Here is a 12,232-nt window from a genome sequence, read left to right as displayed (position 1 = left end):
TCTGTGTGCGCCGGGGGCGCGTGTTGCGCCGCACGGGTGGGCTTGGGCGCCCCCGCCGCCGTGTCGCCCCCGGCAGGCGAACCCTTTCCTCTTCAGTGGGTCCGTACATCTGATCAGCACCAAAATACGCCCAATGTGAACAGACCACACCTGTGTCACGGGGCTCCCCGGAGGTAGCAGATGTCCCACGACGGCGTCGGACTGCGCGCGGTCATGCGCTCGGTCGCCTTCCTCACCGCCGGCGCGCTCGCGGTGCCCCTCCTCGCCGGCTGCGGCTCCGACGACGACCAGGTGAGCCGTCCGCTGGCCGGACAGGACATCGCCCCCGCCGCCCGGAACCTGGTCGCCGACGGCGGCACCCTGCGCTGGGCCGTGGACACCGTGCCGCAGACCCTCAACACCTTCCAGGCCGACGCCGACGCGGGCACCACGCGGGTGGCCCAGGCCGTCCTGCCCTCGATGTTCCGCCTCGACCAGAACGGACGCCCGGTCCGTAACCCCGACTACCTGGAGTCCGCCAAGGTCATCGAGACCGAGCCACGCCAGGTCGTCCTGTACAAGCTCAACCAGCAGGCCGTCTGGAGCGACGGCCGGGAGATCGGCGCCGCCGACTTCGCCGCCCAGTGGCGCGCCCTGTCCGGCACGGACTCCGGCTACTGGACCGCCAGGAACGCCGGCTACGACCGCATCGAAAAGATCGAACGCGGCGCCAACGACCTGGAGGTCCGGGTCACCTTCAGCCGCCCCTACGCCGACTGGAAGTCGCTGTTCTCCCCGCTGTACCCCAAGGACGTCATGGGCACCCCGGACGCCTTCAACGATGGGGCGCGCCGCCAGCTCAAGGTCACCGCCGGTCCCTTCAGGGTCGAGAAGGTCGACACCGCCAAGAAGGACATCGTCCTCGCCCGCAACCCGCGGTGGTGGGGCCACCCCACGAAACTGTCCGGGATCGTGCTGCACGCCGTGCCCCAGGACCAGCGGGTCGCCGCGCTGGCCGACGGCACGGTGGACCTCGCCGACCTCGACACCTCCGAGGCCGAGCGCATCACCCCGGCCGGCCGGGACAAGGTGCCCGCCCAGCAGGACGAGCTGCAGGCCGTCGAGGTCCGCACGTCCCTGGAACCCGCCTACACCCAGCTCGCCCTCAACGGCTCCGGCGGACCGCTCGCCGACGAGCGGGTGCGCCGCGCCGTCGCCCGTGCCCTCGACCGTACGGAGCTCGCCAAGCTCGTCCTGACCCCGCTCGGCCTGCCCGCGGTCCCCGTCGGCAGCCACCTCGCCCTCTCCGGCCAGGCCGCCTACGCCGACAACAGCGGCGCCCTGGGCGGTCAGGACACGGCGGCGGCGCAGGCACTGCTCGCGGACGCCGGCTGGGTGCCGGGCGGGCCGGTCAAGGAGCAGACGAAGCCCGAGAAGGCGGCCGGGCCGCAGGCCACCAAGGCCGACGAGTCCGACGGCGGCGACGACGGCACCTTCATCGTCGGCGAGGACGACAAGGACAATCCCAAGGACCGCAAGAACAAGCACCGCGAGTCGACCGGTGACGACGGCGGCAGGCACCTCGCGCAGGACGGCCGGCAGTACACGGGCAACCACCTGCAGCAGGGCGGCGCGCCCGGCGCGTACGCGCCCAAGGGCACCGCCGCCCCGGCGGGCGCCGCGGCCGGACCGCTCGCCAAGGACGGCAAGGCGCTCACGCTCCGCTTCGTGCTCCCCACGGGTCCCGGCTCGGACAGCCTCCGAACCGTCGCCGACCGGATCTCGGTGATGCTGGACAAGGTCGGGATCCGCACCGAGATCACCGCGGTCCCGGACGAGAGCTATTTCAAGGATCACATCGCCGCCGGCCAGTACGACCTCGCGCTCTACTCCTGGCCGTCCTCCGCCTTCCCCGCCACCGACGCCCGGCCCATCTACGCCAAGCCGGTCCCGGCCGCGGACGGCTCCGTGAGCGTCGAGCAGAACTACACCCGCGTCGGCACCGACCAGGTCGACCAGCTCTTCGACCAGGCCGTGGCCACGCTGGACGAAGGCGAGTCCGACGACCTGCTCCGCAAGGCCGACTCCCGCATCTGGGCGGCAGCCGGCTCCCTCCCGCTCTATCAGCGCCCCCAGCTCATCGGAGTGAGGAAAGACCTGGTCAACGCGGGTGCCTTCGGTTTCCAGACCCCCGTCTACGAGGACATGGGCTTCCTGAAGAAGGGTGTGAAAATCTCCCCGAGCCCCTCGGCGAAGTGATCTCCAGTGGCCCTGCGGAGGCTGCTTCCCGCCGGGCCACGTAACATGGGGTGAGGCCGTGGCGTGTCAAGCCCGGCAGGGCCCGCGTCACACGGACGTACGCACAGGCCTTCCTCACACCCCGGGAGAACGCCACACCATGGCCACGCGCCACGACATCCGCAACGTCGCCATCGTCGCCCACGTCGACCACGGCAAGACGACCATCGTCGACGGCATGCTGAAGCAGGCCGGTGCCTTCGCCGCCCACCAGCTCGAGCAGGTCGACGACCGGGTCATGGACTCGAACGACCTGGAGCGTGAGAAGGGCATCACGATCCTCGCCAAGAACACGGCGGTGAAGTACCACCCCAAGGACGGCGGCGAGCCGATCACCATCAACATCATCGACACCCCCGGCCACGCCGACTTCGGCGGCGAGGTCGAGCGCGGTCTGTCGATGGTCGACGGCGTCGTCCTGCTCGTCGACGCATCCGAGGGCCCGCTGCCGCAGACCCGGTTCGTGCTGCGCAAGGCGCTCCAGCAGCGCCTGCCCGTCATCCTGTGCATCAACAAGACGGACCGCCCGGACTCCCGTATCGACGAGGTCGTCAACGAGACCTATGACCTCTTCCTCGACCTGGACGCGGACGAGGAGCAGATCGAGTTCCCGATCGTCTACGCCTGTGGCCGTGACGGCATCGCCTCGCTGACCAAGCCGGAGAACGGCACGGTCCCGGCCGACTCCACCAGCCTGGAGCCGTTCTTCTCCACGATCCTGGAGCACATCCCGGCCCCGAACTACGACGAGGCCGCCCCGCTCCAGGCCCACGTCACCAACCTGGACGCCGACAACTTCCTCGGCCGTATCGCGCTGCTCCGCGTCGAGCAGGGCGAGCTGCGCAAGGGCCAGACCGTGGCCTGGATCAAGCGCGACGGCTCGGTCAGCAACGTGCGCATCAGCGAGCTGATGATGACCGAGGCCCTCACCCGCAAGCCCGCCGAGAAGGCCGGCCCGGGTGACATCTGCGCCGTCGCCGGTATCGCCGACATCATGATCGGTGAGACCCTCGCCGACACCGAGAACCCGATTCCGCTCCCGCTGATCACGGTCGACGAGCCGGCGATCTCGATGGTCATCGGTACGAACACCTCTCCCCTGGTCGGCCGCGGTGGCACCGGCAAGGGCGCCGACGCGAAGGCGGTGGTCAAGGACCGCAAGGTCACCGCCCGCCAGGTCAAGGACCGCCTCGACCGCGAGCTGGTCGGTAACGTCTCCCTCCGCGTGCTCGACACCGAGCGTCCGGACGCCTGGGAGGTCCAGGGCCGTGGTGAGCTGGCGCTCGCCATCCTGGTCGAGCAGATGCGCCGCGAGGGCTTCGAGCTGACCATCGGCAAGCCGCAGGTCGTCACGAAGGACGTCGACGGCAAGACGTACGAGCCGGTCGAGCGCATGACGATCGACGTGCCCGAGGAGCACATGGGCGCGGTCACGCAGCTCATGGGTGTCCGCAAGGGCCGGATGGACAACATGTCCAACCACGGCTCCGGCTGGGTCCGCATGGAGTTCGTCGTGCCGTCCCGCGGTCTGATCGGTTTCCGTACCGAGTTCCTCACCCAGACCCGCGGCACCGGCATCGGCCACTCCATCCACGAGGGCTTCGAGCCCTGGTTCGGCACGCTCCAGACCCGCAACAACGGCTCCCTGGTCGCCGACCGCGCCGGTGCCGTCACCGCCTTCGCGATGACGAACCTCCAGGAGCGCGGCGTGCTGTTCACGGATCCGGGCACCGAGGTGTACGAGGGCATGATCGTCGGCGAGAACTCCCGCTCCGACGACATGGACGTCAACATCACCAAGGAGAAGAAGCTCACGAACATGCGGTCGTCCTCGGCCGACTCGTTCGAGGCGATCGTCCCGCCGCGCAAGCTCTCCCTGGAGCAGTCGCTGGAGTTCTGCCGCGACGACGAGTGCGTCGAGGTGACCCCGGAGGCGGTCCGCATCCGCAAGGTCGTGCTCGACCAGCGGGACCGCGCCCGCACCGCGAGCCGCGCCAAGCACGGCTGACCCGCCCGGCGCGGCAGTCACACCGCGCAACTCACGGCATGAGCCCGGGTGTCCCCATGGTGGGGGCACCCGGGCTTTTTGCAAGCCATTTTTCAGGCGGCGGATGTCCGTAATGCGGAGATCCCTGCCCGATAGCCATGTAACACGTCCGTTTCGCGGCCTTCTTCGGTCGAACCGTTTGTCCAGATTTTGGAAGTTCTACGCGTGAGCTGTGACTGAATTGAGATTTAAGAACGGTGGTCGGTAGTCGGCCCATGGCAGATAGTTAGCCGCGTAGCGCTCGGGTCAATGGGTCACGCGCTGTGGGGACAGCGCCGACTCACGAGCACCAGGGGGTGTCTGACCCTCCGTCAGGGGTGTCGGAGGATGCGGACGGTAACCCCCTCCCGATGGTGAACACGTGACGTCATGAGGAGGAACCCCCATGCGCGGTTATTCCAGCCGTTCGTCCGGCGACCAGATCTGAGAATCCCGCGACCGCTCAGTGCGGCCGCTCGACTACGCGCGTCCCACTGCGGATTCGCGTGTCTCGGAGTACCTGGACGCCTCTCACACCCATACCTGTGAAACGGACGAACAGTGACAAGTCCTATCGACATTGAGGGCGGCGGGACAGCGGTGGCCGTCGGTGGCGACTCAGGGCCGCAGCCGCAGCCCGAGGCCGTCAAACTCGAAGGCCGGTCCCCCGGCCAGCTGATGTGGATCCGCTTCAAGCGCGACCGTACGGGCGTGATCTCGGCCTACGTCGTGGGTTTCTTCTTCCTGGTCGGGCTGCTCGCGCCGCTGATCTCCAAGCTGTACGGCAAGGACCCGTACACGGTGTACGCGGACGAACGCCCCGAACTCTTCGACAGCGCCGGCGTGCCGGTCCAGCCCAACGGCGGCATCAGCGGCGAGTTCTGGTTCGGCCTCGAACCCGGCAACGGCTACGACGTCTTCACCAAGCTCATCTACGGCATCCGCACCTCGCTGATGATCTCGGTCGCCGTCACGATCGCGGTCGTCGTGACCGGCATCCTGCTCGGCGTCGCGGCCGGCTATCTCGGCGGCAGGACCGACTTCTTCATCGGCCGGGTCATCGACTTCCTGCTCGCCTTCCCGGCGCAGCTGTTCTTCATCGCCAGCATGCCCGTCGTGGTCTCACTGTTCGTCAGCCCGCGCGACGAGACGCCGACTTATGTGCGCGTGGTCGCGCTCATCCTCGTCCAGTGGTTCCTCGGCTGGATGAGCCTGGCCCGCATCCTGCGCGGCACCTCACTCGCCCTGCGTGAACGGGAGTTCATCGAGGCGGCCAAGGTGAGCGGCGCCTCGCCCTGGCGGATCATCCGCAAGGAGATCCTGCCGAACGTCGTCACACCGCTCCTGGTGCAGTCGACGTATCTGCTGCCCAGCTTCGTGACCGCCGAGGCCGGTCTGTCCTTCCTGGGCGTGGGCATCGTCGAACCGACGCCGGACTGGGGGCAGATGTTCTCCAAGGCGTCGACCGAACTGGTGATGCAGAACGACATCACCTACATGTTCTTCCCGGGCATCTCGATGATCATCTTCATCGTCGCGTTCAACCTGCTCGGGGATTCGGTCAGGGACGCCTTCGACCCCAAGACCGCCCGCTGACCGGGCACTTGCACATTCCTCCACGGCAGTTCTTCCGCACTGGTGGCAGACGGGGCACCGGTGACACACAAGATGGGTGGGAAACTGAGTGATGAGTAGGGGCGGACGCCACGTCTACGGCGCACTCTCCGTGCTCGCGGCCGGAGCTCTTGTGCTCACCGGTTGCAGCAAGGGCGGCAGCGACAGCGGTGGCAACGACAAGAAGGATCAGCAGAACGCCAAGCGCCAGCAGGCGTCGATCAAGTTCGGCAGCACGGCGGACTCCACCGGACCGGCGGCCGACGTGCCCGGCGCCAAGACCGGCGGCACCATGGAAGTACTGCAGCGCGACACCTACGCCCACCTCGACCCGGCCCAGATCTATGTGTCCGACGAGGGCTCCCTGGCCACGCTGCTCCACAGAGGCCTCACCGGCTACAAGGCGACCAGCGACGACGGCGCGAAGCACGAGGTCGTCGGTGACCTCGCCACCGACTCCGGTACCACCACGGACGGCGGCAAGACCTGGAAGTACACGCTGAAGGACGGCATCAAGTTCCAGGACGGCTCGCCGATCACGTCCAAGGACTTCCGGCACACCTTCGAGCGGCTCTTCGCGTCCTTCATCAACCAGGGCCCGACCTACCTCCAGCAGTGGTTTGCCGACTCGCCGGGCACCGCTTACCGCAAGCTGCTCAAGGACGGCCCGTACAAGGGCAAGCACCTGCCCAGCAGCATCCTGGAGACGCCGGACGACAAGACGATCGTCTTCCACTTCAAGACCGCCCACCCCGACCTGCCGTACGCGCTGGCCATGGCGGGCTACGCGGTCGTCTCCGAGAAGGGCGACACCAAGGAGAAGTACGACAAGGCACCGGTGGTCAGCGGCCCGTACAAGGTCCAGTCGTTCAAGTCCGGCAAGTCGATGGTGCTGGTGAAGAACACCAACTGGGACCCGAAGACGGACCCGATCCGCCACCAGTACGTGGACCAGTTCAACATCACCTTCAACCAGCAGTTCGAAACCTCCACCAAGGCGCTGCTCGCCGACAGCGGTGCCGACCAGACCGGCGTCAGCTTCAACAACCAGGTGGACGCGGGCAACCTGTCCAACGTCCTCAAGGACCCGAAACTCAAGTCCCGCACGGTCTCCGGCTACCAGCCGTACGTGGGCCAGATGAACATCAACATGAGCCACCCGGCGCTGAAGGACAAGACGGTCCGCGAGGCCATCGCCTACGCCCTGCCCATCACGCCGTTCGTCCGCGCCTTCGGCGGCACCGACGCCATGGAGGTCGCCGGCGGCCTGATCTCCCCGACCGTCAGCGGCTACGACGCGGCCTTCGACCCGTGGGGCAAGAAGAAGAAGCCCGCCGGTGACCCGGACAAGGCCCGTGAGCTGCTGAAGAAGGCCGGCAAGCTCAACATGAAGCTGACCTTCGGATACATCAACACCCCCGAGGGCCAGCAGTACTCCACCGCCATGGCGGCGGGCCTGAAGAAGGCCGGCTTCAACGTCCAGCGCCAGGAGATCCCGGCCGAGACCTACTACGACCAGGTCTCCAAGCTGAACAACAACTACGACATCTTCCACACCGCGTGGGGCGCTGACTGGCCGTCCCCCTCGACCGTGCTCCCGCCGCTGTACGACGGCCGCGTGATCGCCGACGGCGCGCAGAACTACTCGCAGGTCAACGACCCCAAGGTCAACAGCGAGATCGACCGCATCAACCAGATCACCGACCCGGTGAAGTCCGCGGCCGAGTGGGAGAAGCTCGACCAGTACCTCGTGAAGGACGTCGTCAACGTCGTCCCGACGGCGTACTACAAGCAGACCCAGATCGCCGGTTCCAAGGTCGGCGGCCTGGTCTACGACGACGTGATCGGCGGCATCGACCCGCGTCGCCTCTACATCAAGTAACCGTCCCGGCCCGGTACCCGGTGCGTCGCCCCAGTGAGGGGGGAGCGCCGGGTACCGGTCGGCCCGCCGACGTCAGAGAGCTGCCCCTGTCATGCTGCGCTTCCTCGTCCGCCGGTTTCTCGGTGCCGTCGTCATTCTCTTCCTGCTGAGCATCGTCACGTTCCTGCTGTTCTTCGGGATGCCGCGCGACCCGGCGCTGCTGATGTGCGGCAAGACCTGCAACCCGGACAGCCTCGCCAACATCCACCATGTGCTCGGCCTCGACAAGTCCATCCCGGAGCAGTACTGGATCTTCCTGCACAACCTCGTGATGGGCAGTGACCAGTTCGCCCAGGGTCCCTGCCCGGCGCCCTGCTTCGGGTACTCGTACCACACCAACGAACAGGTGTGGAGCACGCTGATGGACCGGCTGCCCACCACCGTCTCGCTCACCCTCGGCGGCGCGTTCTGCTTCCTGCTCGTCGGCCTCGGCAGCGGCCTGCTCGCCGCCTGGCGGCGAGGCACGCTCATCGACAAGGCGGCCACGGCCGGGGCGATGGTGCTCAGTTCGATGCAGATCTACTTCCTCGGTCCGCTCGCCCTGGCGATCCTCGTCTACCAGACCCACTGGTTCGACAAACCCGCCTACAACAACTTCACCGCGAACCCGGTCACCTGGTTCACGGGCCTGATCATCCCCTGGGTGGTCCTGTCCACGATCTTCGCCGCGCAGTACACCCGTATGGCGCGCTCATCGATGATCGAACAGCTCCAGGAGGAACACGTACGCACCGCCCGCGCCAAGGGCATGTCCCGGCGGTACGTCTTCTTCCGCTACGCCTGGCGCGGCTCGCTGATCCCCATCGTCACCATCTTCGGCATCGACCTCGGAGCCCTGCTCGGCGGCGCCATCATCACCGAGTACACCTTCAGCCTGCCGGGCCTCGGCCAACTGGCGGTGCTGTCCGTGTTCTTCAGCGACCTGCCGCTGCTGCTCGGCGTGATGCTGTTCTCCGCGACCATGATCCTGCTCTTCAACATCATCGTCGACGCCTGCTACGCCTTCATCGACCCGCGCGTGCGGCTGGCCTAGGCCGTTGCGGCCGTTTTAGGAGCACTCTCGTGACCACTCTGACCAAGGAGGCCGGCGCCCCCGTCCCGGCCGGCGCGGGTCCCCTGCTGTCGGTGCGGGACCTGCACGTCAGCTTCAAGACCGAGGACGGCATCGTACGGGCCGTGGACGGGCTCTCCTTCGACGTGCAACGCGGCAGGACCCTGGGGATCGTGGGGGAGTCGGGCTCGGGGAAGTCGGTGACGAACCTGACCATCCTGGGCCTGAACAACCCCATGTTCACCACGGTCGAGGGCGAAATCCTGCTGGAGGGGCAGGAGTTGACCACCGCCCGGGAGTCGGAGCTGGAGCGGCTGCGCGGCAACAAGGTCGCCATGATCTTCCAGGACCCGCTGACCGCGCTCTCCCCCTACTACACCGTGGGCCGTCAGATCGCCGAGCCGTTCATGAAGCACAACGGCGCATCCAAACGGGCGGCCTGGGAGCGCGCGGTGGAGATGCTCGGCAAGGTGGGCATCCCCAATCCGAAGGAGCGGGCGAAGGACTACCCGCACCAGTTCTCGGGCGGTATGCGCCAGCGCGCGATGATCGCCATGGCGCTGGTCTGCGACCCCGATCTGCTGATCGCGGACGAGCCGACCACGGCCCTGGACGTGACGGTCCAGGCCCAGATCCTCGACCTTCTGAAGGACCTCCAGCAGGAGTTCGGCTCCGGGATCATCTTCATCACCCACGACCTCGGCGTGATCGCCGACATGGCCGACGACATCATGGTCATGTACGCGGGCAGTGCGGTGGAGCGCGGTACGACGGACGAGGTGCTGCGCTCGCCGCAACACCCGTATACCTGGGGCCTGCTGAACTCGATGCCCCGCCTCGACTCCGACCTCGATGCCCCGCTCACCCCGATCCCGGGCGCCCCGCCCTCGCTCCTCACCCCGCCGTCCGGCTGCCGCTTCCACCCCCGCTGCCCCTTCCAGGACCGGGTCCAGGGCGCCGGACGCTGTGTCAACGAACGCCCGCTGCTGGCCCCCGATCGGGCTTCCGCCTGTCATCTCACGGGCGAGCAGAAGCGGACCATCTTCATCGACGAGATCAAGCCCAGGCTGGGCTAGGGCCAGGAGGACACGCATGACAGAGGACCTGGTCCTCCCCGCCCCGCGCGAGTCGGCCGGCGGCGTCGACGGGGAACCGCTGCTCGAAGTCTCGGCCCTGACCAAGCACTTCCCGGTCAAGGGCGGCTTTCCGATCCGGCGGACGGTCGGTCACGTCCAGGCCGTCGACGGCATCGACCTGACCGTGCACGTCGGGGAGAGTTTCGGCCTGGTGGGGGAGTCGGGCTGCGGCAAGTCGACGACCGGCCGGCTGATCACCCGCCTCCTGGAACCGACGAGCGGGAAGATCGCGTATCGCGGCCAGGACATCAGCCGCGCCTCGCGCAAGCAGCTGGCGCCGATCCGCTCCGAGATCCAGATGATCTTCCAGGACCCGTATTCGTCGCTGAACCCGCGACAGACGGTGGGCAAGATCATCTCGGGGCCGATGGAGATCAACGGGATCGATCCGGAGGGCGGGAGGGAGAAGCGGGTCCGCGAGCTGCTGGAGATCGTCGGCCTGAACCCCGAGCACTTCAATCGTTTCCCGCACGAGTTCTCCGGCGGTCAGCGGCAACGCATCGGCGTGGCACGGGCATTGGCCCTGGAGCCGAAGCTGATCGTCGCGGACGAGCCGGTGTCGGCCCTGGACGTCTCCATCCAGGCACAAGTGGTGAATCTCCTCCAGGAGGTCCAGAAGGAACTGGGCATCGCGTTCCTCTTCATCGCCCATGACCTGGCGGTGGTCCGCCACTTCTCGCATCGCGTGGCGGTGATGTACCTCGGCAAGATCATCGAGGTGGGCGACCGCGACTCCATCTACACCCGCCCCCGCCACCCCTACACCCACGCGCTGCTCTCCGCAGTGCCCGAGGTGAACCTCACGGACACCGATTCGGCAGGGCGCGAGCGCATCCGCCTGGCCGGCGATGTCCCGTCACCCATCTCCCCGCCCTCCGGCTGCCGCTTCCGGACCCGCTGCTGGAAGGCCCAGGACAAGTGCGCGACCGAGGAGCCCCCGCTGATCCGGATCTCCGGCAACCGTGCGGGCCACCTGACGGCGTGCCACTTCCCGGAGGAGCCGACGATCGAGGCCCGCGAGGAGGACATCGTCCTGGACCCGGCGCTGGCGGCGCTGGAGGAGGGCGAGGGCTAGGGTCTGTCCGGCGGATCAGGCCGGTTCCAGGCAACGGCACCTTCTCGGCGCAGGTGAGCGGGGTCATGGGGGTCCCCCTGCTCGAGCGCAGTCGAGAGCTTGGGGGAGCGTCGAGCTGCAAGGCGGAGGAGGGCGCCGACGTGATGGGGGTCCCCCTGTTCGAGCGGAGCCGAGAACTTGGGGGAGCCGGCAACCGACGACAACGCCGCAGATCGGCGTGTCAGACCCCGCGACGTCGGCATGATCCGCCGGGCAGGTCCTAACGGGACCGCCGGGCCACGGTGATGATTTCCGGGCCGGCGGGGGTCACCGGCCCCCGCTCCCAGTCGCCGTACTGCTCGACGACCTCCAGTCCGGCCTCCGCGAGGAAGCCGGAGAGGGCCTCGGTGTCCAGGAACCGCAACGTTGTCGTACTGACCCTCGGCCGGTCCCAGGAGTCGCCCTCGTAGGTCTCCGTGAACGTCACCCGGCCCCCGACGGGCGTCCCCCAGACCTCGTGCCACACGCGTACGGTCGTGCCGTCGGCGGCCGGGACCTCCCGAACCCGGGCCGGCGTCCATGTCTCCCAGGCGCGGGCGGCCGGGTTGCGCGTCTCGAACACGAACCGCCCGCCGTCGGCGAGCGCCGACCGCACGGCGCGCAGGCAGGTGCGCAACTCCTCGTCGGACACGAGTACTTGGAAGGCGTGCCCGGTCATGACGACCAGTTCGAACTCACCGGCCCACAGGCGGGTTCTCAGGTCCCCGAGAACCCACTCCACGGCGGGGGCGTTCCGTCGCGCCTGTACGAGCATGGCGGCGGCCGGATCGAGGCCCGTCAGCCGCCCGGGGTGGCCGCTCTCGTGCGCCCGCCTGAGCAGCTGCCCCGTGCCGCAGCCCACGTCCAGCACGGACCCTGCCGACTTCACCAGGCCCAGATAGAAGTCGTCACCCGGCCCCCACGGGGAGAGGCTGTCGTACAGGGCGGCAAGCGAAAGATCGGCGAACGAATGATCGACCACCGCGGCAGTTTGCCATACGAGGATGAGCCGCACGGCGAGATCGGCCGTCTTCTTGCCGCCTTCCGAACTCCGAACTCCGGGCGACGTCCGGTCGGCCCGGCGGACCCGGTGACACAGCGAAGGCCCGCACCT

8 protein-coding genes are annotated in these 12,232 nt (G+C 68.0%); 7 read left to right on the top strand and 1 reads right to left on the bottom strand.

Annotation, left to right across the window (positions count from 1 at the left end):
• Positions 1-180: 180 nt before the first annotated feature.
• From ACIPSA_RS08475 to ACIPSA_RS08445, 7 genes are all read left to right on the top strand, one after another.
• Positions 181-2,238, top strand: a complete 2,058-nt coding sequence (locus tag ACIPSA_RS08475; protein ID WP_402630416.1) for an ABC transporter family substrate-binding protein — start codon at positions 181-183, stop codon at positions 2,236-2,238.
• Between the two features lie 139 nt (positions 2,239-2,377).
• Positions 2,378-4,285, top strand: coding sequence for a translational GTPase TypA (gene typA, locus ACIPSA_RS08470; RefSeq protein WP_402630413.1), 1,908 nt, complete (start codon positions 2,378-2,380; stop codon positions 4,283-4,285).
• Positions 4,286-4,864: 579 nt separating this feature from the next.
• Complete coding sequence (locus tag ACIPSA_RS08465; RefSeq protein WP_402630411.1) at positions 4,865-5,899, top strand: ABC transporter permease; 1,035 nt, start codon at positions 4,865-4,867, stop codon at positions 5,897-5,899.
• A 91-nt stretch (positions 5,900-5,990) separates the two neighbouring features.
• Positions 5,991-7,799, top strand: coding sequence for an ABC transporter substrate-binding protein (locus ACIPSA_RS08460; RefSeq protein WP_402630408.1), 1,809 nt, complete (start codon positions 5,991-5,993; stop codon positions 7,797-7,799).
• Positions 7,800-7,890: 91 nt separating this feature from the next.
• On the top strand, positions 7,891-8,871 hold the full coding sequence (locus ACIPSA_RS08455; RefSeq protein ID WP_402630406.1) for an ABC transporter permease: 981 nt from the start codon (positions 7,891-7,893) through the stop codon (positions 8,869-8,871).
• 29 nt (positions 8,872-8,900) lie between these two features.
• Positions 8,901-9,965, top strand: coding sequence for an ABC transporter ATP-binding protein (locus ACIPSA_RS08450; RefSeq protein WP_402630404.1), 1,065 nt, complete (start codon positions 8,901-8,903; stop codon positions 9,963-9,965).
• 16 nt (positions 9,966-9,981) lie between these two features.
• Positions 9,982-11,100, top strand: a complete 1,119-nt coding sequence (locus ACIPSA_RS08445) for an ABC transporter ATP-binding protein (protein WP_402630401.1) — start codon at positions 9,982-9,984, stop codon at positions 11,098-11,100.
• A gap of 259 nt (positions 11,101-11,359) precedes the next feature.
• Here the strand turns inward: ACIPSA_RS08445 and ACIPSA_RS08440 are convergent, their stop codons facing one another.
• Positions 11,360-12,100 (bottom strand): class I SAM-dependent methyltransferase, encoded by a 741-nt coding sequence (locus tag ACIPSA_RS08440; RefSeq protein WP_402630398.1) that lies wholly within the window; start codon positions 12,098-12,100, stop codon positions 11,360-11,362.
• Between the last annotated feature and the right edge of the window lie 132 nt (positions 12,101-12,232).

This window comes from Streptomyces sp. NPDC086549, assembly GCF_044746205.1.
GTDB lineage: Bacteria > Actinomycetota > Actinomycetes > Streptomycetales > Streptomycetaceae > Streptomyces.
This window is presented reverse-complemented; position numbering and strand designations above follow the sequence as displayed.

Coding starts and splice junctions, on each gene's coding strand:
- ACIPSA_RS08445 (WP_402630401.1), top strand. CDS start 9,982: ATGACAGAGGACCTGGTCCTCCCCGCCCCGCGCGAGTCGGCCGGCGGC.
- typA (WP_402630413.1), top strand. CDS start 2,378: ATGGCCACGCGCCACGACATCCGCAACGTCGCCATCGTCGCCCACGTC.
- ACIPSA_RS08460 (WP_402630408.1), top strand. CDS start 5,991: ATGAGTAGGGGCGGACGCCACGTCTACGGCGCACTCTCCGTGCTCGCG.
- ACIPSA_RS08475 (WP_402630416.1), top strand. CDS start 181: ATGTCCCACGACGGCGTCGGACTGCGCGCGGTCATGCGCTCGGTCGCC.
- ACIPSA_RS08455 (WP_402630406.1), top strand. CDS start 7,891: ATGCTGCGCTTCCTCGTCCGCCGGTTTCTCGGTGCCGTCGTCATTCTC.